Consider the following 23,902-nt stretch of genomic DNA (forward strand, 5'->3'; position numbering starts at 1 on the left):
CATGGAGCAGATCATCCTCTTTGCACCACTGGTCGGCAGCCTTCTCGCGGGGTTCGGCTGGCGTTTCCTGACGGTGCGCGGCGCGCAGTGGATCTCTACCGGCCTGCTGTTCATCGCCTGCTTCTTCTCGTGGATCGTGTTCCTGACCTTCGACGGGGTGACCGAGAACATCCAGATCATGCGCTGGATCGAGAGCGGCTCGCTCGCGACCGACTGGGCGATCCGGATGGACCGGCTGACCGCGACGATGCTGATCGTGATCACGACGGTCTCGGCGCTCGTGCACCTCTATTCCTTCGGCTACATGGCCCATGACGACAACTTCCGCGAGGGCGAGCAATACCGCGCCCGGTTCTTCGCCTACCTGTCGTTCTTCACCTTCGCGATGCTGATGCTGGTGACCGCCGACAACCTGGTGCAGATGTTCTTCGGCTGGGAGGGCGTGGGCCTCGCCTCCTACCTGCTGATCGGCTTCTACTACCGCAAGCCCTCGGCCAATGCCGCGGCGATCAAGGCCTTCGTGGTCAACCGGGTGGGCGATTTCGGCTTTGCCCTGGGCATCTTCGCGCTGTTCTTCCTGACGGATTCGATCCGGTTCGACGACATCTTCGCCGCCGCCCCCGAGATCGCCGAGACCCAGCTGACCTTCCTCTGGACTTCCTGGAACGCGGCCGAACTGGTGGCCTTCCTGCTGTTCGTGGGGGCCATGGGCAAATCGGCCCAGCTGTTCCTGCACACCTGGCTGCCGGACGCGATGGAGGGCCCGACGCCGGTGTCGGCGCTGATCCACGCGGCGACCATGGTCACGGCCGGCGTGTTCCTGGTCTGCCGGATGTCGCCGATCATGGAATTCGCGCCCTCCGCCACGGCCTTCATCACCTTCATCGGCGCCTCGACGGCCTTTTTCGCCGCGACCGTCGGCCTGGTGCAGACCGACATCAAGCGCGTCATCGCCTATTCGACCTGTTCGCAGCTGGGCTACATGTTCGTGGCTGCGGGCGTGGGCGTCTACTCGGTCGCGATGTTCCACCTGCTGACCCACGCCTTCTTCAAGGCGATGCTGTTCCTCGGCGCGGGCTCGGTCATCCACGGGATGCACCACGAGCAGGACATGCGGAATTACGGCGGGCTGCGCAAGAAACTGCCCTACACGTTCTGGGCGATGCTGATCGGCACGCTCGCGATCACCGGCGTGGGCATCCCGCTGACCCATATCGGCTTCGCCGGCTTCCTGTCGAAGGACGCCGTGATCGAGAGCGCCTGGGCCGGGGGCACCAGCTACAGCTTCTGGATGCTGGTGATCGCCGCGGCGATGACGAGCTTCTATTCCTGGCGGCTGATGTTCCTGACCTTCTGGGGCACGCCGCGCGGGGACAAGCACACCCATGACCACGCCCATGAGAGCCCGACCGTCATGCTGATCCCGCTTGGCGTGCTCAGCCTCGGCGCGGTCTTCGCCGGGATGGTCTGGTACGGCGCGTTCTTTGGCGAGCACGAGCGGGTGAACCAGTTCTTCGGGATCCCGTCGGCCCATGCCGAGGCCGCCGCCGACCACGGCGACGCTGCGCCGGCCGAGGATCACGGCGCCGCCGCCGAAGGCGAAGCCGCCGCCGAGGGCGACGCTGCCGGCGATCACGCCGAGGCGGCGATGGTCGCCCTGCCGGGGCAGGGGGCGATCTACATCTCGCCGGACAACCACGTGATGGATGAGGCGCACCACGCGCCGACCTGGGTCAAGATCTCGCCCTTCATCGCGATGCTTCTGGGCCTGGGCCTTGCCTACCAGATGTATATCCGCCGTCCCGACTGGCCCGAGAAACTGGCCGAAAACCAGCGCCCGCTCTACGAATTCCTGCTGAACAAGTGGTATTTCGACGAGATCTACAACGCGGTCTTCATCAAGCCCGCGATGGGCCTGGGCCGGTTGCTGTGGAAACGCGGCGACGGCAACGTCATCGACGGCGGCATCAACGGGCTGGCGATGGGGATCATCCCGTTCTTCACCCGGACCCTGGGCCGCGCCCAGTCCGGCTATCTGTTCACCTACGCCTTCGCCATGGTCCTCGGGATCGCGATCCTGCTGACCTGGATGACGCTGTTCGGGGGGGCCGAGTAATGGGCAACCTGCTCTCACTCACCACGTTCTTTCCGCTGCTGGGCGCGATCATCCTGGCGCTGTTCCTGCGCGGCAATGACGAGGCCGCGCAATCCAACGCCAAATGGGTGGCGCTGGCGACCACGGCGGCGACCTTCATCATCTCGCTGTTCATCCTGTTCGGCTTCGACGCGTCCGACACCGGCTTTCAGTTCGTCGAGGATCGCGAGTGGCTTCTGGGCATGAACTACCGGATGGGGGTGGACGGCATCTCGGTCCTGTTCATCATGCTCACGACGTTCCTCATGCCGCTGGTCATCGCGTCGTGCTGGCATGTCAGCCACCGGGTCAAGGAATACATGATCGCGTTCCTGCTGCTGGAAACGCTGATGCTGGGCGTGTTCATGGCGCTGGACCTGATCCTGTTCTACCTGTTCTTCGAGGCCGGGCTGATCCCGATGTTCCTGATCATCGGGATCTGGGGCGGCAAGAACCGGATCTACGCCTCGTTCAAGTTCTTCCTCTATACCTTCCTCGGGTCGGTGCTGATGCTGGTCGCCATGGTGGGCATGTTCACCGAGGCCGGCACGACCTGCATCGCGGCCTGCGGCCCCGACATCGTCGGGCTGATGGATTTCACCTTCGCGTCCGAGACCTTCCCGCTGCTGGGCTTCCAGGTCGTGGGCGGGATGCAGACGCTGTTGTGGCTGGCGTTCTTCGCCTCCTTCGCGGTGAAGATGCCGATGTGGCCGGTGCACACCTGGCTGCCCGACGCGCACGTCCAGGCGCCCACCGCGGGCTCGGTCGTGCTGGCGGCGATCCTGCTCAAGATGGGCGGCTACGGCTTTCTGCGCTTCAGCCTGCCGATGTTCCCGGTCGCCTCCGACATCCTGGCGCCGCTGGTGCTGTGGATGTCGGCCATCGCCATCGTCTACACCTCGCTTGTGGCGCTGGTGCAGGAGGACATGAAGAAGCTCATCGCCTACTCGTCGGTTGCCCACATGGGCTATGTCACCATGGGCATCTTCGCGATGAACCAGCAGGGCATCGACGGGGCGATCTTCCAGATGATCAGCCACGGCTTCGTCTCTGGTGCGCTGTTCCTCTGCGTGGGCGTGATCTACGACCGGATGCACACCCGCGACATCGACGCCTACGGCGGCCTGGTGAACCGGATGCCGGCCTACGCGCTGATCTTCATGCTGTTCACCATGGCCAACGTGGGCCTGCCGGGCACCTCCGGCTTCGTGGGCGAGTTCCTGACGCTCATGGGCATCTTCCAGGTCAACACCTGGGTCGCGCTGGTCGCCACCTCGGGGGTGATCCTGTCGGCCGCCTATGCGCTGTGGCTCTATCGCCGGGTCGTCATGGGCGACCTGATCAAGGAAAGCCTCAAATCCATCACCGACATGACCGGCCGCGAGCGCGCGATCTTTGCGCCGCTGGTCGTCATGACGATCCTGCTGGGCGTCTACCCCAGCCTTGCCACCGACATCATCGGCCCCAGCGTCGAGAACCTCATAACCGGGGTCGAGACCGCGCAGGCCGCCTATGAGCCTGCCACGCTCATCGCCGAAGCCACGGAGTAACCCGAGATGATTTCTGCGGATATTCAGGTTGTCCTGCCAGAGCTGCTGCTCTCGGTCTTTGCGATGATCGCCCTGATCGGGGCCGTCTACACCGGCAAGGACGGCGTCGCGGGCCTTCTCGTCTGGATCACGGCGGCGGTCTTCGTCGCGCTGGCCCTCTGGATCGGCTACGCCCCCGCCGAGACGCGGGTGGCCTTCGACGGCTCTTTCGTCGACGACGGCTTCGCGCGGTTCTCCAAGGTGGTGATCCTGCTGTCGGCCGCCGCGGTTCTGGTCATGAGCAAGGAATACATGGAGCGCCGCGACCTTTTGCGCTTCGAATACCCGGTGCTGGTCAGCCTCTCGGTGGTGGGCATGATGGTGATGGTCTCGGCAGGCGATCTGATCGTGCTCTACATGGGGCTGGAGCTGCAGTCGCTCGCGCTCTATGTCATGGCCTCGCTGCGCCGCGACAGCATCAAGTCGACCGAGGCCGGCCTGAAATACTTCGTCCTCGGGGCGCTGTCCTCGGGCCTGCTGCTTTATGGCGCCTCGCTGACCTATGGCTTTGCCGGAACGACGCTGTTCTCGGGGATCATCGACGCCGCCTCCGACGATGTGCCTCTGGGTCTGCTCTTCGGCCTGGTGTTCATGTCCGCGGGTTTCGCCTTCAAGGTCTCGGCCGCGCCCTTCCACATGTGGACCCCGGACGTCTACGAGGGCTCGCCCACGCCGATCACCGCTTTCTTCGCCACGGCCCCCAAGATGGCGGCCATGGGCCTCTTCGCCCGGGTGATGCACGATGCCTTCGGCGGCGTCGTCGGCGACTGGCAGCAGATCGTGGCCTTCCTCGCCGTCGTGTCGATGTTTCTCGGCGCGATCGCGGCGATCGGGCAGCGCAACATCAAGCGCCTGATGGCCTATTCCTCGATCACCCACATGGGCTTCGCGCTGATGGGGCTGGCCGCGGGCACGGCCTTCGGGGTGCAGGCCATGCTGGTCTACATGACGATCTACGTCGCGATGAACATCGGTACCTTCGCCTTCATCCTGTCGATGGAAAAGGACGGCCGTCCGGTCACGGACATCGACGCCCTGCAGATGTATTCCGCGAAAGAGCCGCTGAAGGCGGTGGCCCTGCTGGTGCTGATGTTCAGCCTTGCCGGGGTGCCGCCGCTGGTGGGCTTCTTCGGCAAGTTCTACGTCCTGCGCGCGGCCTATGACGCCGGGCTCGGGTGGCTCGCCGTGGCGGGGGTGATCGCCTCGGTGATCGCGGCGTTCTATTATCTGCGGATCGTGTACTACATGTATTTCGGAGAGGAGCGCGAGGCGCTGGACGGGGCAACAAACCCCGTGCTCTGGGGCTTTCTCGTGGCCTCGGCCTTCGTCATGACCTTCGGGGTCATCAACCTCTTCGGTATTGAACCGCTGGCGGCCGCCGCGGCTCAGACGCTTGTCAACTGACGCGCAGGATCGGGGCCTCTGGCCCCAGGGGTATGACCGGCTGATCCTCGCGGAGACGGCCAGCACCATGGCGGAGGCCGCGGAGCGGTCCCGCACGCTTGACCGGCCCACCTGGATCATGGCCCGCCGCCAGACCGCGGCGCACGGGCGCAGGGGGCGGCGATGGTCGGGCGGGACGGGCAATTTCGCCGCCACGCTTGTGTTCAAGCCCGAGTGCACCCCGGCCGAGGCCGCCCGCCGGTCCTTTCTCGCCGCCAATGCCCTGTTCGAGACCCTGGCGATCTACATCGACCGCGACGCGCTGGCGTTGAAATGGCCCAACGACGTGCTGCTGAACGGGGGCAAGGTCGCCGGCATCCTGCTCGAGACCACGGGGAGGGGGCCTTATGTCGACTGGCTCTCCATCGGCCTTGGCGTGAACCTTGCCGAGGCGCCGCCCGACCGGCCCGAGATGGATTTCCGCCCGGTCAGCCTCAAGGAGCAGGGGGGCGAGGCCGTCGATCCGGAAGCGTTTCTCGACGTGCTCGCCTCGAACTACGCGACGCAGGAGGCGATCCTGTCGCGGATCGGCTTCGCCCGCGTGCGCTCCGAATGGCTGGGCAACGCGGCGCGGCTGGGCGAGGTCATCACCGCGCGCACCATGCGCGAAGAGATCACCGGCACGTTCGAGACCATCGACGACGAGGGCAACCTGGTGCTCGGCACCGCGGACGGGCAGCGCGTGATCCCCGCCGCCGACGTTTATTTCTGAAGGGGCCGTCCATGCTGCTTTGTATCGACTGCGGGAACACGAACACGGTCTTCTCGATCTGGGACGGCACCGATTTCGTCTGCACCCTGCGCACCTCGACCGAACACCAACGCACGGCGGACCAGTATTTCGTCTGGTATTCGACCCTTCTGGCCCACCACGGGATCAAGCCCCGGATCACCGATGTCATCATCTCGTCCACCGTGCCGCGCGTGGTGTTCAACCTGCGCGTCCTGTCGGATCGCTACTTCGGGACCCGGCCCCTCGTCGTCGGCAAGCCGGAGTGCAGGCTGCCGGTCGCGCCGCGGGTGGACCAGGGCACTGCCGTCGGGCCTGACCGCATCGTCAATTCCGCCGGTGCCTACGACCGGCACGGCGGCGACCTGATCGTGGTCGATTTCGGGACCGCGACGACCTTCGACGTGGTGGCCGGGGACGGGGCCTATATCGGCGGGGTGATCGCGCCCGGCGTGAACCTCAGCCTCGAGGCGCTGCACACCGCCGCCGCCGCGTTGCCCCATGTTGACGTGACCAAACCGCAGGCCGTCATCGGCACGAATACCGTGGCCTGCATGCAATCGGGCATCTTCTGGGGCTATGTCGGCCTGGTCCGGGGCCTGTGCGACCGCATCAAGGGCGAATACGACCGGCCCATGCGGATCATCGGCACAGGGGGGCTTGCGCCGTTGTTCTCAACAGGCGATGTGCTATTTGACACCGTGGAGGATGACCTGACCATGCATGGGCTCACGGTCATTCACCGGTACAACAAGGAAAATCCATGAGCGAGCGACTGATCTACCTTCCCCTCGGAGGCGCGGGGGAGATCGGGATGAACTGTTACGTCTACGGCTACGGAGAGCCGGACAAGGAACGGCTGATCGTCGTCGACCTGGGCGTGACCTTCCCGGATATGGACACGACCCCCGGCGTCGACCTGATCATGGCCGACATGGCCTGGCTGGAGAAGCGGCGCAAACGGATCGAGGGCGTGTTCATCACCCACGCCCACGAGGACCATGTCGGGGCCGTCGGCCATCTGTATGAGCGCCTGGGCGTGCCGATCTATGCCCGCGCCTTCACCGCCAACATCGCGCGCCGCAAGCTCGATGAATACGGCATCGGGGCCGACGCCGTGATCACCGCGCCGATCTGGCCGGAAAAGATCGAGCTGGGGCCGTTCTCGGTCGCCTTCGTTCCGGTCTCGCACTCGATCCCGGAAAGCGCGGGCCTCGCGATCGACACGCCCGCCGGCCGCGTCGTGCACACCGGCGATTTCAAGATCGATGAGACCCCGGTGGTCGGCGACCCCTTCGACGCAGAGCTCTGGGCCGACGTCGCAAGGGGCGGCGTCAAGGCGCTGGTCTGCGATTCGACAAACGTCTTTTCGCGCCATCCGGGCCGGTCCGAGAATACCCTCGGCCCCGATATCGAGGCGCTGATGGCCGAAAAGACCGGGATGGTCGTGGCCACGACGTTCGCCTCGAACATCGCGCGGCTCAAGACACTGGCCACGGCGGCCGAGCGCGCCGGTCGGTCGGTCTGTCTCTTGGGCCGGGCGATGCGGCGGATGACCGAGGCTGCGGTCGAAACCGGGCTGCTGTCGGACTTTCCCAAGACGATCGCGCCCGAGGATGTGGGCAGCATGCCGCGCGAGAATGTCATGCTGCTGGTCACCGGCAGCCAGGGCGAGCGGCGCGCCGCCTCGGCCCAGCTGGCCAACGGAAAATACCTCGGCATCGAGCTGAAGGAAGGGGACACGTTCCTGTTCTCCTCCAAGACGATCCCCGGCAACGAGCGCGGCGTCATCCGCATCATGAACCAGCTCTCCGAAAAGGGCGTCGAGGTCGTGGACGATCATGACGGGCTCTACCATGTCTCGGGCCACGCGAACCGGCCCGACCTCGAGGCGATGCACGCGATGATGATGCCGTCGGCGCTGATCCCGATGCACGGCGAGCACCGCCACCTGAGCGAGCATGTGAAGCTGGGCGAGGCGCGGGGAATCCCCAGCGTTCTGGCCGTGAACGGCACGATGGTGGAGCTGACGGGCAACCGTCCGCGGGTGGTCGACTACGTGGAAACCGGGCGCAGCTACCTCGACGGATCCGTGCAGATCGGCGCCCTCGACGGCGTCGTGCGCGACCGGATCCGCATGGCGCTGAACGGCCACGTGGTCGTGACGCTGATCATCGACGAGGACGGCGCCCCCCTGGGCGAACCCTGGTGCGAGATCATGGGCCTGCCCGAGACCGGCGAGTCCAAGACCCCGCTGGTCGATGTCCTCGAAGGCGACCTGAACCAGTTCCTGATGCGCGCGACGAAGCGGACCCTCTCCGACGACACCGCGCTCGAGAAAGAGCTGCGCAACATCACGCGGCGCTCGGCACAATCCGAGATCGGCAAGAAACCCGAAGTGACCGTGGTCGTCAGCCGCCTAGCCTGAATTCGGCGGGGCTCTGACGCGGGGGGCTCGAATGGCCCGGCCGCCACGGCACTTGCGGCGTGTCAGGCCTGGCCGGCCCTATTCGGCCGTGATGGCAGGGACCGGGTGAACTCGAAGCGGCGCGGCCTTTGCCGGCGCGGATCGGGGCCAACCCGTGCCCAGTTCCGGCCCGCCTTCCTGGCGTCTGCGGCTTCGGGATGGCCCGGACCGGGCTGGCCGGCAGAACGACTGTCGAGAATTCCGAGGAGAGCGCGGGCGCGGACCAGCACAGCCGGCGCCGCGCTTGCCGCGGCGTTTGAAAGAGGAAGGGCCCAAGGCGGATTGGCCTGGGCGGTGTCACTCGCGGGTTCCCGCACAGGACCTACCCGAAACGGTCTGGAAATGAGGGCGCTGGCCGTGGGAAAATTGGCTCAGGACCGGCCCGGCGAAGCCCAGCTGGAGCGTCGTCCTGTGCCGCGATTGGGGCAGGGATGGGCCAGCCCCAGAGCGGCTTGTCGAGACTGGCGCCGGCCGCCGGCCGGGGACAGGTCATGCCCCAAGAGGCCCGGCCTGCGCTAGCGGCTGCTTGCGAAGAGGCCCGAGGGCTTTTCGTCGCCGGTTTGGCCGACGCCGTGGCGCATCAGCATCCGCACGAAGCGGTCGAGGGCCAGGCGTTGCGCCTTGTCGATGGCGAAGGACACGCCGGCCTGGTCGAGCCGGCGCCAGCGGATCTCGATCGGGAGGGTGCCGAAGAGCGGGCTGGTCATCTTCCAGCCGACGCCGAAGAACTGGGTCGCCGCGGGCCCGTGGAGCCGCAGCAGCGCCCCGCTGGCCGAGAAATTCTCGATCAGGCCTATCAATGTGGTGTCGCCGAGGGTCAACTCGCCAAGCGCGTCAAGTTGCACCCGCGAATGTAGGCGCCGGACCTTGCCGTCCTGGGTATCCCGACTGATTGTTTCCGACATTTCCATGACTGGTATCGCCCTTCACTCTGGAGGACGGTAGAGCCGTAATGGTAATATTCCGTTAAATGCGGGCAAACCCAACGGGATTTTTTGCGTTCCATCGCGCCGGTGCCCGCGAAAGGGCGGCACCGGCGCGATGGGGTCAGCCGACCATGCGCTCTTCGAAGCTCTGGGCGATGAAGGACGGCACGTCGTCGCCCATGCCGACCACGGGTTCGTCCCGCTCGTCCCGGCGAGACCGCCCGCGGTTGGACGACCCGCGCGAGCGGTTTGAGGCGCCGCGCTGTGCGCTGTCTTTCTGGGGCTCTGCAGGGGGTTCGGCCGTCTCCGGGGCGGGCGCGGCTGCCGCGTCCTCTTGCCGGGGCTCGGCCTGCGCGGGGGTCGCCTCTGTCTGCTCGACCGCTTCTTCGGGCGCGGGGGCCGGCGTGCTGGCAGCCGGGCGATTGCGGCTTCGCGTGCGGGTCCGGGTCGGTTTCGGCGTCTCGGCCTCGGGCGTGGCCTCTGCCTCGGGGGCCGTGGCGTCGCCCTTGAGCGGATTCGCGATGCGCGGGATCTGCGTCTGGATCAGGTTCTCGATCGCATCGAGGTTCTTTTCGTCGCGCGGCACCGAGATCATCATCGCGCGGCCCTCGCGCCCGGCGCGGCCCGTGCGCCCGATCCGGTGGACGTAATCCTCGGCATGGCTGGGCACGTCGTAGTTGAATACGTGGCTCACGTTCGGAATGTCGAGCCCGCGGGCGGCGACGTCCGAGGCCACGAGAAACCGCAACGACCCGTCGCGGAACCCGTCGAGCGTACGCGTGCGCTGGGACTGCTCCAGATCGCCATGGATCGGGGCGGCGTCATAGCCGTATTTCTTCATCGACTTGGCGACCACATCCACATCGACCTTGCGGTTGCAGAAGATGATCCCGTTCCGGCAGTCGGCGCCCTCTCTCTCGATCAGGCCGCGCAGGATGGAGCGCTTTTCGGACCCCTCGCGATCCTTCCGCGAGGGTTTGAAGACCACGACGCCTTGCGCGATCGTCTCGGAGGCCGACGCCTGGCGCGCGACCTCGATTCGCTCGGGGTTCGACAGGAAGGTGTTGGTGATCCGCTCGATCTCGGACGCCATGGTGGCGGAGAAGAACAGCGTCTGCCGGGTGAAGGGCGTCAGGCCGAAGATCCGCTCGATATCGGGGATGAACCCCATGTCGAGCATGCGGTCGGCCTCGTCCACCACCATGATCTGGACGCCGGTCAGCAACAGCTTGCCGCGCTCGAAATGGTCGAGCAGCCGGCCCGGGGTGGCGATCAGCACGTCGACGCCCTTGTCGATCAGGATGTCCTGTTCCTTGAAGCTGACACCGCCGATCAGCAGCGCCTTGGTCAGCTTGGTGTGCTTGGCGTAAATGTCGAAGTTCTCGGCCACCTGCGCGGCCAGTTCCCGCGTTGGGCACAGCACCAGCGACCGCGGCATCCGCGCCCGGGCACGGCCGCGGTGCAGCAGGGTGATCATCGGCAGGGTGAAGCTGGCGGTCTTGCCGGTCCCGGTCTGGGCGATGCCCAGAACGTCGCGCCCTGCGAGCGCGGGGGGGATGGCGCCGGCCTGGATCGGTGTCGGCGTCTCGTAGCCCGCCTCTTCTACTGCTTTCAGAACCTTCGGGTTGAGGTTCAGATCGGAGAACTTCGTCATGGATGCCTTTCGCTGATATCACGGCACGTTGGGCCGCAAAGTCGCGCGGCCAACCCCTGGGCCGAATTGCCGGGGTTCCTCGAGTAACGCGCATACGCGCAAGCGCGCTCGAGGTCAAGGAAAGCCGTCCGGTTGGCCTTGCGTTGCGGCGTGCTAGGTGGTTGCACGACCGCAGTCGGAACAATCAAGAAGGAGTGACGACATGATCCGCAAGAACGGAACGGCACATTGGCAAGGCGGCCTGCAGGACGGCACCGGTGCGCTGTCGACCCAGAGCGGGGTGCTGGACGGCACGCCCTACAGCTTCGCGAAGCGATTCGAAGGTCAGGAGGGCAGCAACCCCGAAGAGCTGATCGGCGCGGCCCACGCGGCCTGCTACGCCATGGCCATGAGCCTGACCCTCGGCCAGATGGACCTGACGGCGGACAAGATCGACGCGAAATCGACGATCTCGCTGGAGCAGGTCGAGGGCGGTTTCGCCATCACCAAGGCCCATCTGGAGGTCACGGCGAGCATTCCGGGCGCCACTGCCGAGCAATTCGCCGAGGCGGCCGAGGCCACCAAGGACGGATGTCCGGTCTCCAAGGTGCTGGATTGCGAGATCACCATGGATGCGAAACTGGCCTGATTTCCGACCATTGTGCCGGGGCGGATGTCAGACCGCCCCGGCGCACCGGAGCAGTGGGGTCTGGCGAACGGCTTCGGGGGCAGCCTGCGGCCGACCCCGAGCAGGGCGGCCCACGCCGCGAAGGCCGCTAGACCATCATTTCCTTCGTCGCGGTCAAGGCGATGTCGGGATGATCCCGGCCCACGCGGTCGATGTCCCATTGCAGCCGGGTCATGTAGACCACGTCGCCGTCGTTGTCATAGCTGATGTGCTGCTTGTTGGCGGCGATGAAGGCCTCGACCTTGGCCTTGGGGCCCGAAACCCAGCGGGCAGAGGTGAACTGCGACGCGTCGAAGCGCACCGGCAGGCCGTATTCCTGCTCGATCCGGCTGGCCAGGACCTCGAATTGCAGCGCGCCCACGACGCCGACGATGAAGCCCGAGCCGAAGGCGGGCTTGAAGACCTTGGCCGCACCCTCTTCGGCGAATTGCATCAACGCCTTTTCCAGGTGCTTGGCTTTCATCGGGTCGCCCGCCCGCACGGTCTGCAGCAGCTCCGGAGCGAAGGACGGGATGCCCGTGACCTTCAGCATCTCGCCCTCGGTCAGCGTATCGCCGATGCGCAGCTGGCCGTGGTTCGGGATGCCGATGATATCGCCGGCCCAGGCCTCCTCGGCCAGTTCCCGGTCGGAGGCGAGGAACAGGACCGGGTTCGAGATCGCCATCGGCTTTTTCGAACGCACGTGGGTCAGCTTCATCCCCCGTTCGAAATGCCCCGACGACATCCGCACGAAGGCCACCCGGTCGCGGTGCTTGGGGTCCATGTTCGCCTGGACCTTGAACACGAAGCCCGAGACCTTGGATTCCTCGGGCGCGATCTGGCGCGGCTCTGCCGGGGTGGGCTGCGGCTCGGGGCCGTAAACGCCGATGCCGTCCATCAACTCGCGCACCCCGAAGGAATTGATCGCCGAGCCGAACCAGATCGGCGTCATCGTCCCCTCGTGCATCGCGTCAATGTCGAGCGGCGGCAACAGGGCGCGGGCCATCTCGACCTCTTCGCGCAGGGTCGCCAGCATCCCCGCGGGGATATGCTCGGCCAGCTTGGGGTCGTCCAGCCCTTCGATCTTCACCGATTCCGCCACCTTGTTGCGGTCGGCGCGGTCCATCAGCTCCAGCCGGTCGCGCAGCAGATCGTAGCAGCCCAGGAAATCGCGCCCCATGCCGATCGGCCAGGAGGCGGGCGTCACGTCGATGGCCAGGTTCTCCTGGATCTCGTCGATGATGTCGAAGGTGTCGCGGCTTTCGCGGTCCATCTTGTTGCAGAAGGTCAGGATCGGCAGGTCGCGCATCCGGCAGACCTCGAACAGCTTCTGGGTCTGGCTCTCGACCCCCTTTGCGCCGTCGATCACCATGATCGCGGCGTCTACGGCGGTGAGCGTGCGATAGGTGTCCTCGGAGAAATCCGAGTGGCCGGGCGTGTCCACCAGGTTGAAGCGGAATTTCTGATAGTCGAACGACATCGCCGAGGCGGAAACGGAAATGCCGCGGTCCTTCTCCATCTGCATGAAGTCCGACCGGGTGCGCCGCGCCTCGCCCTTGGCGCGGACCTGTCCGGCCATCTGGATCGCGCCGCCGTAAAGCAGGAACTTCTCGGTCAGCGTGGTCTTGCCGGCGTCGGGATGCGAGATGATCGCAAAGGTCCGGCGGCGGGCGATTTCGGCGGGCAGGGCGGGTCGGTTCGACATGGGCGGGCCATAGCGTGACCGCGGCGGAAGGACAATCTGCATCTGGTCCGGGCGCGGGCCCTATCGCTGCGTGACGGGCCGCGGAACCACCTCTTGCAGCGTCCGGAATTCGGTGTATCGAAGCGCTGCCAGCGATTGTGCCGGCGCCCTGGAGCCTCTCCCCGAATGATCCGCAAGACCTTCAATTTCGCCCTGTCGGCAGGCATGGCGGCCCTTCTTTGCGCCTGCGCGAGCGGCGGAGGCGGCGTCGCGCCGACCGCGATCGCGCCCACCGCGATCGAGCCCCTGGGGCCGAGCTTCGCGCAGTCCTTCGCCCAGTCCCGCGAGATCGCCGGCCGGCTCGGGCTCGACGACGACAACGCCCGGGCCTCGGACCCGGCCAACCTGCCGACCTTCGGGACGGCGACCTACGATGGCATCGCGCAATTCGGCCGCTCGCTCGACGCGCCGGCGTCGCTGGTGATCGGCCGGGCCGATCTGACGGTGGATTTCCGGACCCGCGCTGTCAGCGGGCGGGTCACCGACATGGTGAGCCAGCGCGGACGCTACACCGGAGAGCTCGCCATCGACGGCGGGCGGTTCGACCGTGGTGCGGGGCGCCGCGATGCCGCCATGACCCTGGACCTGGACGGGCGCATCTCGCGGCCCGGAGTGTCGGCCCGGACCATCGACGCCTCGTTGCTGGGTGTGTTCGCCAATGGCGGCAAGGCGATCGCGGGCTTCGGGGAAGGGGTCTCTCGCGGGCCGGACGGCGCACGCCCGATCGAGGCTGTGGTGGCGGTGGAGCGCTAGGCCCGGCCCACCGATGCGAAAGGCGGTGGGGCGATCCGGCGCTGGACAGTGCCGCGCCGGGCCGCCCCGAACGCTGCGCCGTCGGAGGCAATTTGTTGACATGCCGACAGATTCCGCGCTCACTGAAGTTTCCGGACTTGGGGGGAAGAGATGAAACACAGCATTGCACTCGTGGCAGCACTGGCCGTTTCGGCCTGCACGACGTCCAGCGGCCTGTCCACATCGGATGTCGAGGAGATCCTCGACGATTTCCGGCTGGATGCCGAACGGCTGAGCGACCGGTCGGAAACGCCCAACCGCGCCGTGCCGACCAGCGGCCGCGGATTCTATGACGGCCAGGCGGGGATCGTGATGGACACCGGGCCGGAAGAGACCATCGTCGTCGGCGAGGGCACCATGACCGCGCGCTTCGGCCGCAGCGAAATCGACGGCCGCTACACCGACTTCGTCGGCACCGACCAGAACGGCGCGATCAGCGATTACGACGGCACTCTGGTGGTGTCCAACGGCTTCCTCGACCCCGACGACCGGGGCAATTTCGTCGGAACGCTCCGTGCCGACCTGCGGCGCGACAGCGAGCCGGACACCTCGCCCGGGATCCGGGTGCGCGGCACGATCGCGGGCAATTTCCGCGGGGACAACGCCCAGGCCCTGATCGCGGCATCGGAGGACGACGACAACATCGGCCTGACCGACGGCGACATCGCCGACACCACCGTGGTCATCACGGGCCGCGCCCGGAACTGAGTGCCCGGAACTGAGTGCCCGGACCCGGGTGCCCGGACCCGGGCGCCGGGACCTGAGGACCCGGACCTGATCGCCAGGACCTGAGCACCCGGGCCCGTACGGCCGGACTGCAGCGCGCGGGCCCGATCAGTTGGACGAGGCCCGGCGCAGCAGATCCACCGCGTCGGGCTTCGACAGCAGCGATTCGCGCACCTCGTAGTCGAGATGCGGTCGATGGGCATGGGCCTGGTCGACCTGGCGCATGCGGCTGCGCACATCCGCCGGCAGGGCCGCGCGGGTGCGCTGGTCGATCAACAGGCTCTCGGCGGCGATGCCCTCGGCGTAGATGATCTGGTGGTCGTCGAACAGCAGCTGGAAATAGTCCACGAAGCCGCCGTCCTTCTGGTATACCGTGTCCCCGTTCAGCAGGTGACGCACCTTGACCAGAACCTCCGCCCGGCCCGCGCCCAGCCGGTCGCGGCGCTGGTAGACGAAGATCCGGTGATCGGGCGAGACCACGAGGTCATTCTCGTTGTGCAGGGTGCCGCGCTTGATGATGACGGGGGCGAAGGCGCCCACCGCGCGCAGGGTGTTCTGTCCGATCCAGCGGATCTCTTGCGGGCCGTCGTCGCGGGTCAGGACCCGGTCGCCGATGGCCAGATCCTCGATCAGGCGCTGCTCGCCATTGGCCATGGTGATGTGGGTGCCGCGGGTGAACGAGACACAGGCCACCTCGGCAAAGCGGGTGGTCGCGGTCTTGCGGTCGATCCCCACCAGCCGGTAGTCGGTCTTGGGCTGCAGGGTCGCCAGCGGCAGCATGTAGATCCCGGCGGCGGTCTCCTCTTCGACCTCCACCAGCACCAGCGCCTCGTAGGTGGAGCCGTCGGGCAGCATGAACGTCAGGCAGCAATCGAGATGCACGATATTGCCCGGGCGCCCCGCCTCGGACCCTTCGGCCACGCGGAAGCTGGCCTGATCGACCCCGAGCGCCATGGTCAGGCGCAGGCGGGTCGCGTCCGGGCGCAGACCATAGATGTCGTCCATCACCAGCTCGTCGGCAAACGACAGCCCGTCCCCCTCGGCCACGCCCGATTCGACGACGAACGCATCGGAGGCAAAGACCGGCAGGGTCTGGATCGCGCGCAGGTCTTCGGCGGCGGACATCGTGTCAGGCTCCTCGAACGGTTCTGTTGCCGGGTTTGCTACCCTAGGATTCGGGCGAGACTAGGTCAACGATCTGTCTTGTCCCGGGCGATTGTTGCCTATGTCCCGTTAAGGAGGCATGAAGGGCAAAAATAAGGAGATCGAGATGGATCTGGGTATCAAGGGGATGAAGGCGCTGGTCTGTGCCGCGTCGAAGGGTCTGGGGCGCGGCTGTGCCGAGGCGCTGGCCGAGGCGGGCGTGGATCTGGTGCTGAATGCGCGCGGCGCCGAGGCGCTGGAGGCCACGGCGGCCGAGATCCGTGCGCGCTACGGCGTGTCGGTCGTGACCGTTGCCGCCGACATCACCTCCCAAGAGGGGCGGGCGGCGGTGCTCGAGGCCGCAGGCCACCCCGACATCCTCGTGACCAACGCGGGCGGCCCGCCCCCAGGGCTGTGGTCGGACTGGGATCGCGACGATTTCATCAAGGCGCTGGACGGCAACATGCTGACGCCGATCGCGCTGATGAAGGCCTGCCTGCCCGCGATGATGGAAAAGGGCTGGGGACGGGTGGTCAACATCACCTCCTCCTCGGTGCGTGCGCCGATCCCGGCGCTGGGGCTGTCGAATTCGGCCCGCGCGGGGCTGACGGGCTACGTCGCCGGAACCTCGCGCCAGGTGGCCGCCAAGGGGGTCACGATCAACAACCTGCTGCCCGGCATCCACGCCACGGACCGGGCGGATTCGCTCGACCGGGGCGTGACCGAGGCGCAGGGCATCACGCTCGATGAGGCGCGGGCCAGGCGCAAGGCGACGATCCCGGCCCAGACCTACGGCAGACCCCGCGATTTCGGCGCGGCCTGCGCGTTCCTGTGCTCTCAGCAGGGGCGGTTCATCGTCGGTCAGAACATCACCCTCGACGGCGGCGCGGTGAACGCGACCATCTGACCCCGCGGGCAGGGCGTGTCGCCGGACGCCCGGGGCGCCCGGCGTTCGATGGCGTCGCGGGCGGCCATTGCGCTGCGCGGCGGGCGGGCTTGTCGCCGGGCGATGCAGGGGCTATCTCGACGGGACAATCCTGATGAGTTCAGTCGGAAATCGGAAGACGATGAAAGCAGAAACGCTCTCGCCCCGCCTTGAGATCCGGGATCTGACGCGCAGCTTCGGTGCGCGGCGGGCGGTGGACGGCGTGTCGCTGTCGGTCATGCCGGGGCAGGTGACCTGCCTGCTGGGGCCGTCGGGCTGCGGCAAATCCACGACCCTGCGCATGATCGCGGGGGTGGAGCGGCAGGAGTCCGGGTCCATCCTGGTCGATGGCCGCATGGTCTGCGACGCGACCCGGTCGATCCCGCCCGAACACCGCTCCATCGGGTTGATGTTCCAGGATTTCGCGCTCTTTCCCCATCTCGACGTGGCCCATAACGTCAGCTTCGGCCTGACCGGTCCTCGGGCCGAGGTCCGGGCGCGGGTTGAGGCGCTGCTGCAGAGGGTCGGCATGGCCCGGCACGTGAACGCCTACCCCCACGAATTGTCGGGCGGAGAGCAGCAACGGGTGGCCCTGGCCCGCGCGCTCGCGCCGCGGCCCCGGGTGATGCTGATGGACGAGCCCTTCTCGGGTCTCGACGACCGCCTGCGCGACGACATCCGCGACGAGACGCTGGACGTGCTCAAGGCCGAGGGGACGGCCGTCCTGCTGGTCACCCACGAACCTGCCGAGGCGATGCGGATGGCCGACGAGATCGCGCTGATGCGCGATGGCCGGATCGTCCAGCAGGGTGCCCCCTACAACATCTACAACGCCCCGGTAGATCTTGAAGCTGCAGCTTTTTTCTCGGACATCAACGTGATCCGCGGGCAGGTGCGCGGGGCGCTCACCGAAACCCCCTTCGGCCAGTTCCTGGCCCCGGGCGTGCCGGACGACACGCCGGTCGACATCGCCTTCCGTCCCCAGCACGTCAAGATCGACTTCGACCGGGGCGGGCGTGGCCCCAACCCCACGCGCATCGACGGGACGCCGGCGCGGGCGGTGGTGCAACGCGCACGCTTCATGGGCGCCGAAAGCCTCGTCGAGTTCCGGATGGATTTCGACGGGCAGATCCTCAAGGCCCGTGTGCCGTCGGTCTTTCTGCCCAAACCGGGCATGGCCCTCTGGCTGACCGTGCGCCGCGACCGGTGTTTCGTGTTTCCGGCCAAGGACTAGGCGGGCGACGTTCACGCAACGGCGCGATGCGTGAGCGCGGTCCGTCAAGAGCCAGGTTCGATGGCGCGAATGCGGCCATGCCATGACGACCGAATGCTGGAGTTCTGCCTTGCGCTGAAGCTTCCGGCCTCCAGCGGTCTGAAATGCCGACTCTTCGCAGTTCCAAAGCCCCGTGGCTCTGGCGCACCAACGCCATAAAGCCGCGACTTCCGGATGCGCCGCTCCTGTGGTCTCCATTGACCCCGATGACCCCACACGTGCCGCTTTTCCGCCAAGTGCTCCCAAACAGACGTCCGTTTTCGGACCGGGGACCTGGAACAGACATCCGTTCCTGACCGGGAGACGGAAAACAGGCGTCTGTTTCCGGATCCGGCTCCAGAAACCGGTGTCTGAAAGCGGACGGTTGTCGCCGAGCGCAGGATGAACCGGGCCGCAGGCGCGGCTTCGGTGGTGGCGGCACCGCTCCGGGGCCGTGGCATGCGGGGCAGCGGCAGTTTTCGGCGATATGGGCAGGTTTGAGCGGGCAAGCGCCGGTTTCTGATCGCCGCAGGGCCGTGGCCGGTGTCCGCGCGGAAGGGGGGCTGGGCGTCGTACGGTCTTTGAGGGGCAGTGGCTTGAGGCCATGCGGCGAAGTGCAGGAGGCTGTGCGGCGAGTGGCCTGAGGCGATGCGGGGAAAGGCGCGAGGCCCTGCGGCGCGGGGCCTGTGGCCATGTGGGCGCGGCGGGAAGATCCGCGGCGCAGGGTGTCTTGCTGGAAGACCACTGGACTGTTGTCATGCGGGGAAAGGCAGGAGGCCGCGCGGCGCAAGTCCAGTGGCTGTGAGACGACTGGCAGGTGGCTGTGCGAGAAGGGCAGGTGGCCTGTGTGTTTCAGGGGCGGGTCGCTGTCGGGCCGGTGACGAAAGCTGCGCGGCGTGGGCAGGTGTCGATCGTTTGCCGCCTGCAACCGTAGCGCCTTTCATCCCGCGCAGGGAGGCATCCGCAAAGGGGCTGGACCGGATGCGCCCTTGCGGGAAGCCGTGGTCATGGCGCCGGGATCAAAGGGCTATTCCGATGATGACCATCATCAGGCCGATCACGGACAGGAACAGCGCCCCGAGGTTCAGCGGCAGAATCGACTGGATCCGGCTACGGAGCTCTTCGTCGGAGAGGCCCGCACGTCTGGCGCGGAACACCCGCAGGATGCTCGCGAAGATTCCGACGATACCGACCAGCGATACCGCCGCGCCGCCCCAGATCAACCAATCCATTCCCGTCCCCCGCCGATGCATGTGGCGCTTGGCCTATCGCGCGAACCCCGGGCGATCAAGGCGCCGCCGCCCGACCCCCGGGCGCAAATGCGCAGCCGCCGGACGGACAGCCCCGTCGGGCCTTGCAGGACGCACCGGTGCGCGATAGCTAGATCGCCCAATAGCCCCAGCCAGCCATCCAGACAGAGGTCCGCCCAGATGTCCGACACCTCCGTGGTCGAAGAGAACACCGTCCCCGACAGCTATCGCGTCACCGCCAACGAACTGCGCCAGTTCATCGAGCGGTTCGAACGGCTTGAAGCCGAGAAGAAAGACATCGCGGACCAGCAGAAGGAAGTGATGGCCGAGGCCAAGGGCCGTGGCTACGACACCAAGGTCATGCGCAAGGTCATCGCCCTGCGCAAACGCGAGCCCGACGACATCGCCGAGGAAGAGGCCGTGCTGGAGATGTACAAGGAAGCGCTCGGGATGTGATCAGACCGGGGGGAGGCCGGAATATCGCAGGATGTTCCAGCCGGTGAGGGCCTCCTCTACCGCCGGCCAGACACGGGCGAAGGACATCTCCGCCGCCATGATCTCCGCCCCGGCGATCTCGGACAATGTGCGCTTGCCGTCGATCCGGGCGATGAACGGCGCGGCCTCCCGCGGGATCCTGACCCGGGTGGGGCGGCCCTGCGCGGTGAAGGCGAGGGCGCCCTTGCCGGCGATCTCGGCGGCGATGCGCTCGGGCGGGCCCATGAGATGGGGCACGCTCTGCGGGGTGCCGCGTGCCGGCGAGCGGGTATCGTCGGCAGCGACGGCATAGCCCACGTGCACCTTCATCATCCCGTCCAGACGCTCTGCCGTGGACATGGCGTCGACCGGGTTCAGCCGGGGCGCGGGGCCCACGAAGCGCGCGGGATCGTAGAGCGCCGAGGGGATCGGGGCGACGAGCCGCAAATCCGCCTCCGTGAGGGTGTCCACGACCTCGGCGATGGTGAAGGCCCGGTCCTGGCTGTGCAGAAGCAGGTCGTAGAACCCCGCATCCCCCTGCTTGTGATCGACGAGATTCGGGTTGCGCTTGAACGGATGTCCGGCGGGCAGGTGGGCAAGGACCTTGCGCGCCTCGGACAGGCGTTCGGTTTCGGGCAGATGCCCGAAAAGATCGCCGAAGGCCTGTTGCAACTGGTAGACGCCGCTACGGCCATAGGGCGCATAGACCATGAAGCCGAGCCCGCCGCCGGGGGCGAGCGCCCCGCGCAGCGCGGCGAAGCCCTCGGCCGGCTCGGGCAGGTGGTGCAGCACCCCGCAGCAATCGATGTAGTCGAAGCGGCCATGATCCCCTGCCCGCAACAGCGAGCCGGTCAGGAACCGGATATTGGTCAGTCCCCGCGCCTCGGCCCGCGCCTTGGCGATGCGCCGGGCGGAGCGGGAGAGGTCGAGATAGGTCACCTCGGCATCGACCCCCGCCCAGGCGAGCTTCTGTGCCAGCTGGATCAGCCCGTCGCCGGTCCCCCCGCCCGCGACCAGCGCCCGGAATCCGCCCGACCAGTCTCGTCCGCCCCCGAAGAGGTAGTGGTCGATTTCCACCGGATCGGAGGGCGAGCCCGCGATCAGGCGGTCGGCCTCGTCGGCCGGGTCGCGCTCGGGGTAGGGAAATACCTCGTATTGGCGTCGAACGTCATCCGCCATCATGGAGCTATGAAATTCACGCCCGGCATGCGTTCGATGCGGTAGACGTCTTCTTCGTAGGTCTGGGTCAGGGCCGCGATGATCTCGTCGGTCCAGCCGGGCACATCCACCTCTTCCTCGATCTCGTCCTCGATCGCGTATTTGTCGAGGAACGCCGCGATGATCCGGCGTTTCTGCACCTCGGTCTGCGGCGGGTGGGATTTGAGGTAGCTCAGGAAGCGTTTCATGCCGTCGGGGCTCATGATCGCGTTCAGCAGGTCGAACCCGCCAGAGATCCGGGTCATCGGATCGACCCCCGAGAGCTCGCGGATCAGCTGCGCCCAGATCAGCGGGGTGTCCTCGTTGCACCAGACGGTGATCGCCGCCCGCGGCACGGCAGCGCGGATCCGCGACACCAGGTCGGACCAGCGGATCGCCAGCGGGTCGGCGCCGCGCAGGAAGGCGTCGAACGACGGCATCTCGGAATTGGCGAAGGTCGTCGGCACGAAGGTCGCCGGGTTGCGCAGGCCGAGGTGCAGTTCGATCTCGTCCTCGGGAAAGAGCCGGGCGAGAGAGCCGAGCTTGAACTCCGCCAGCTCGTAGAACGCGCCGCTCTGGAAGATCCGGTTGGTCACGCAGATGAAATCCGCGTGACTCATGACCAACCGCTCGGCGCTCTCGTCGTCGAGGATCGCGTCGAGCAGGATGTCGCGCGTGTCCGGCGCGGGCGGGCGACCGTCGAGGTTCTGGATCGTCTCGCGCAGCAACCGCCGGTACTTGCCGGGGCCGGGAACCTTGATTCCCTGCGCGGCGAAGGCATCGGCGTTCTTCAGGAGTGACTTGATCAGGCGGTCCCCGTCCGTGCAATTCGCCCCGATGTGATAGACGATCTGCAAAGTGCCCCGGTCCTCTTGCCTGCCGTTTCCGTCGGCCGAACCCTACTGTCGGAACACTCGACAGGCAAACGACTTTCGGGTAGGCGCGGCTTATGTCCGAGCAAATTGGTCAGATGTTGCCGCGGGCCTCCGGCCGGCAAGGCTCCGGCGGCGGGATATGGTCCCTGGCCGCGGTGCTGATCGCGGCCCTCGTCATGCTGCCGATCTGCGCCGTGGTCTGGATCGCCTTCCACCCGGCCGAGAACATCTGGCCGCACCTGATCTCGACCACGCTGCCGCGCTACCTGAGCAACACGGTGATCCTGATGGGGGCCGTCGCCGTGGTCACCGGCGCCGCGGGGACGGGGGCCGCCTGGCTGGTGGTGATGTACCGTTTTCCCGGCCGTCGCTGGCTGCAATGGGCGCTGCTCACGCCGCTGGCGGTGCCGGCCTATGTCGGGGCCTATGCGCTGGTGGATTTCCTGGAATACGCGGGCCCCGTGCAGACCGCCCTGCGCGAGGCGATGGGCTGGACCAGCGCCCGCGACTACTGGTTCCCGCAGATCCGGACCATGGGGGCGGCGGTGATCGTGCTGTCGGCCGCGCTTTACCCTTACGTCTACATCCTGGCCCGCGCCGCCCTGCGGGAGCAATCGGGCTCTGGCTTCGAGGTCGCGCGGGCCCTGGGGGCCGGCCCCTTCGCGCGGTTTCGCCGGGTGGGTCTGCCGCTGGTGCGGCCGGCGGTGGTGGCCGGGCTTGCCGTCGTGATGATGGAGACGGTGAACGATTTCGGCACTGTGGATTACTTCTCGGTCCAGACGCTGACCACCGGGATCTTCTCGGTCTGGCTGCAATCGGGAAACCTCGGCGGGGCGGCCCAGATCGCCGCCCTGTCGCTGACCCTGATCGTCGTGCTCGTGGTCCTGGAAAAGCTCTCGCGCCGCAAGAGCCGGTTCTTTCAGACCGCCCGGCAAGTCCGCCCGATCGAGGCGGAGCCGCTGCACGGAGTGAAGGCCTGGCTGGTGACGGCAGCCTGTGCGGTGCCGTTCCTGCTGGGCTTTGTGCTGCCGGTGGGCGTGCTGGCCGGCCATGCGATGGACGCGGGCGAATGGGCGGCCCCCGGCCTGCTGCGCGCCTTTCTGCATTCGGTCGTGACCGGTGGCCTTGCCGCGGCCCTCTGCGTGGCGGGCGGGCTCTTCATGGTCTACGGCGTCCGCCTCTCCGGCCGCCGGTTTCTGAGCTTTCTGATGCCGGTGACCGCGATCGGGTACGCGGCGCCCGGCGCGGTGCTGGGCATCGGTCTGCTGATCCCGCTGGCAGCCTTCGACAACCGCATGGCCGACGCGATCCTGGCGGTGACGGGCCACGACCCGGGGCTGCTGCTGACCGGCACCTCGGCCGCGCTGGTGCTGGCCTATGTGGTGCGGTTCTTCGCCATCGCCCAGGGCACGGCGGATGCGGCACTGGGCCGCGTCCCCCCGAGCCTGCCGATGGCGGCCCGGTCCCTGGGGCGGTCGGCCGGCGGCACCCTCCGGGCGGTGCACGTGCCCCTGGTGCGGGCCTCCGTGGGCTCGGCCCTGCTGCTTGTCTTCGTCGATTGCGTGAAGGAGCTGCCGGCGACCCTGGTGTTGCGGCCGTTCAACTACAACACGCTCGCGACCCGGGTCCACGAGAAGGCCTCGCTGGAAAACATCGCCGAGGCCGCGCCGGCGGCGCTGACCATCACCGCGGTGAGCCTGCTGGCCGTGGCGCTTCTGGCGCGGGCCAATCGCTAGGCTCAGGACTCATAGCCAAAAGATCACGGTTGCGGCGAGAGCAATGGCCGAGAGGAAGACCTTGGGACTTCTGTCATAGCGCGTGGCGACGCGCCTCCAGTCTTTCAAGCGTCCGAACATGATCTCGATCCGGTTGCGTTTCCTATAGCGACGCTTGTCGTATTTGACAGGCTTGTCGCGTGACTTTCGACCCGGAATG

General features: G+C 67.1%; 21 protein-coding genes. 13 read left to right on the forward strand and 8 right to left on the reverse strand.

Translation table 11 applies throughout. The annotated features are described in order from the left end of the window. The first annotated feature begins 1 nt into the window (after position 1). From nuoL to ROA7023_RS08195, 6 genes are read left to right on the forward strand one after another with little or no spacing between them, the layout of a single operon-like run. Positions 2 to 2,116, forward strand: coding sequence for an NADH-quinone oxidoreductase subunit L (gene nuoL, locus ROA7023_RS08170; RefSeq protein ID WP_085878522.1), 2,115 nt, complete (start codon positions 2 to 4; stop codon positions 2,114 to 2,116). After that, entirely contained in the window at positions 2,116 to 3,684 is a 1,569-nt protein-coding gene (locus ROA7023_RS08175) for an NADH-quinone oxidoreductase subunit M (protein ID WP_085878523.1), read from the forward strand. The genes nuoL and ROA7023_RS08175 overlap by 1 nt, the downstream gene beginning before the upstream one ends. Positions 3,685 to 3,690: 6 nt before the next feature. Beyond that, a complete protein-coding gene (nuoN, locus tag ROA7023_RS08180) occupies positions 3,691 to 5,127 on the forward strand; it encodes an NADH-quinone oxidoreductase subunit NuoN (protein ID WP_085878524.1) in 1,437 nt (478 codons plus the stop codon). Continuing rightward, a complete protein-coding gene (locus ROA7023_RS08185) occupies positions 5,117 to 5,878 on the forward strand; it encodes a biotin--[acetyl-CoA-carboxylase] ligase (RefSeq protein ID WP_085878552.1) in 762 nt (253 codons plus the stop codon). Before nuoN ends, ROA7023_RS08185 begins: the two co-directional genes overlap by 11 nt. Positions 5,879 to 5,889: 11 nt before the next feature. Beyond that, complete coding sequence (locus ROA7023_RS08190; protein WP_085878525.1) at positions 5,890 to 6,663, forward strand: type III pantothenate kinase; 774 nt, start codon at positions 5,890 to 5,892, stop codon at positions 6,661 to 6,663. Next, positions 6,660 to 8,324 carry a ribonuclease J gene (locus ROA7023_RS08195; protein WP_085878526.1) on the forward strand — a complete coding sequence of 555 codons (1,665 nt, stop codon included), beginning with the start codon at positions 6,660 to 6,662 and terminating at the stop codon, positions 8,322 to 8,324. The genes ROA7023_RS08190 and ROA7023_RS08195 overlap by 4 nt, the downstream gene beginning before the upstream one ends. Positions 8,325 to 8,878: 554 nt before the next feature. On the opposite strand, the gene ROA7023_RS08200 is transcribed toward ROA7023_RS08195, so the two are convergent. After that, on the reverse strand, positions 8,879 to 9,274 hold the full coding sequence (locus ROA7023_RS08200) for a PilZ domain-containing protein (protein WP_085878527.1): 396 nt from the start codon (positions 9,272 to 9,274) through the stop codon (positions 8,879 to 8,881). 136 nt (positions 9,275 to 9,410) lie between these two features. Further along, a complete protein-coding gene (locus ROA7023_RS08205) occupies positions 9,411 to 10,943 on the reverse strand; it encodes a DEAD/DEAH box helicase (RefSeq protein WP_085878528.1) in 1,533 nt (510 codons plus the stop codon). 202 nt (positions 10,944 to 11,145) lie between these two features. Between ROA7023_RS08205 and ROA7023_RS08210 the strand changes: the two genes are divergently transcribed. After that, positions 11,146 to 11,571: an OsmC family peroxiredoxin gene (locus ROA7023_RS08210; RefSeq protein WP_085878529.1), complete on the forward strand. Its 426-nt coding sequence runs from the start codon at positions 11,146 to 11,148 to the stop codon at positions 11,569 to 11,571. A gap of 127 nt (positions 11,572 to 11,698) precedes the next feature. On the opposite strand, the gene ROA7023_RS08215 is transcribed toward ROA7023_RS08210, so the two are convergent. Next, on the reverse strand, positions 11,699 to 13,294 hold the full coding sequence (locus ROA7023_RS08215; protein ID WP_085878553.1) for a peptide chain release factor 3: 1,596 nt from the start codon (positions 13,292 to 13,294) through the stop codon (positions 11,699 to 11,701). A 165-nt stretch (positions 13,295 to 13,459) separates the two neighbouring features. Here ROA7023_RS08215 and ROA7023_RS08220 point away from each other — a divergent pair, with 165 nt between their 5' ends. Both ROA7023_RS08220 and ROA7023_RS08225 read left to right on the forward strand, forming a co-directional pair. Continuing rightward, positions 13,460 to 14,086 (forward strand): HupA family protein, encoded by a 627-nt coding sequence (locus ROA7023_RS08220; protein ID WP_085878530.1) that lies wholly within the window; start codon positions 13,460 to 13,462, stop codon positions 14,084 to 14,086. A gap of 150 nt (positions 14,087 to 14,236) precedes the next feature. Continuing rightward, a complete protein-coding gene (locus tag ROA7023_RS08225; RefSeq protein WP_085878531.1) occupies positions 14,237 to 14,833 on the forward strand; it encodes a hypothetical protein in 597 nt (198 codons plus the stop codon). A gap of 126 nt (positions 14,834 to 14,959) precedes the next feature. Here ROA7023_RS08225 and ROA7023_RS08230 read toward each other — a convergent pair whose 3' ends face one another. Next, positions 14,960 to 15,976: a Hint domain-containing protein gene (locus tag ROA7023_RS08230; RefSeq protein ID WP_085878532.1), complete on the reverse strand. Its 1,017-nt coding sequence runs from the start codon at positions 15,974 to 15,976 to the stop codon at positions 14,960 to 14,962. 145 nt (positions 15,977 to 16,121) lie between these two features. Here ROA7023_RS08230 and ROA7023_RS08235 point away from each other — a divergent pair, with 145 nt between their 5' ends. Then, the gene (locus tag ROA7023_RS08235) at positions 16,122 to 16,901 is read left to right on the forward strand and encodes an SDR family oxidoreductase (protein WP_085878554.1); all 780 of its coding nucleotides are present in this window, start codon (positions 16,122 to 16,124) and stop codon (positions 16,899 to 16,901) included. Between the two features lie 160 nt (positions 16,902 to 17,061). Beyond that, complete coding sequence (locus ROA7023_RS08240) at positions 17,062 to 18,153, forward strand: ABC transporter ATP-binding protein (RefSeq protein ID WP_143535484.1); 1,092 nt, start codon at positions 17,062 to 17,064, stop codon at positions 18,151 to 18,153. 1,037 nt (positions 18,154 to 19,190) lie between these two features. On the opposite strand, the gene ROA7023_RS08245 is transcribed toward ROA7023_RS08240, so the two are convergent. After that, positions 19,191 to 19,403 (reverse strand): hypothetical protein, encoded by a 213-nt coding sequence (locus ROA7023_RS08245; RefSeq protein WP_085878534.1) that lies wholly within the window; start codon positions 19,401 to 19,403, stop codon positions 19,191 to 19,193. A gap of 198 nt (positions 19,404 to 19,601) precedes the next feature. Between ROA7023_RS08245 and ROA7023_RS08250 the strand changes: the two genes are divergently transcribed. Continuing rightward, entirely contained in the window at positions 19,602 to 19,877 is a 276-nt protein-coding gene (locus tag ROA7023_RS08250; protein ID WP_085878535.1) for a DUF2312 domain-containing protein, read from the forward strand. On the opposite strand, the gene ROA7023_RS08255 is transcribed toward ROA7023_RS08250, so the two are convergent. Continuing rightward, on the reverse strand, positions 19,878 to 21,074 hold the full coding sequence (locus ROA7023_RS08255) for a class I SAM-dependent methyltransferase (protein WP_085878555.1): 1,197 nt from the start codon (positions 21,072 to 21,074) through the stop codon (positions 19,878 to 19,880). Further along, on the reverse strand, positions 21,074 to 21,949 hold the full coding sequence (locus tag ROA7023_RS08260) for a hypothetical protein (protein WP_085878536.1): 876 nt from the start codon (positions 21,947 to 21,949) through the stop codon (positions 21,074 to 21,076). The genes ROA7023_RS08255 and ROA7023_RS08260 overlap by 1 nt, the downstream gene beginning before the upstream one ends. A gap of 92 nt (positions 21,950 to 22,041) precedes the next feature. Here ROA7023_RS08260 and ROA7023_RS08265 point away from each other — a divergent pair, with 92 nt between their 5' ends. Then, the gene (locus ROA7023_RS08265; RefSeq protein ID WP_085878537.1) at positions 22,042 to 23,703 is read left to right on the forward strand and encodes an ABC transporter permease; all 1,662 of its coding nucleotides are present in this window, start codon (positions 22,042 to 22,044) and stop codon (positions 23,701 to 23,703) included. Positions 23,704 to 23,712: 9 nt separating this feature from the next. Here the strand turns inward: ROA7023_RS08265 and ROA7023_RS08270 are convergent. Further along, positions 23,713 to 23,902, reverse strand: a 190-nt coding sequence (locus ROA7023_RS08270) for a transposase (protein WP_143535485.1), incomplete at its 5' end; no start/stop codon positions are given.

Source organism: Roseisalinus antarcticus, from assembly GCF_900172355.1.
GTDB classification, from domain to species: domain Bacteria; phylum Pseudomonadota; class Alphaproteobacteria; order Rhodobacterales; family Rhodobacteraceae; genus Oceanicola; species Oceanicola antarcticus_A.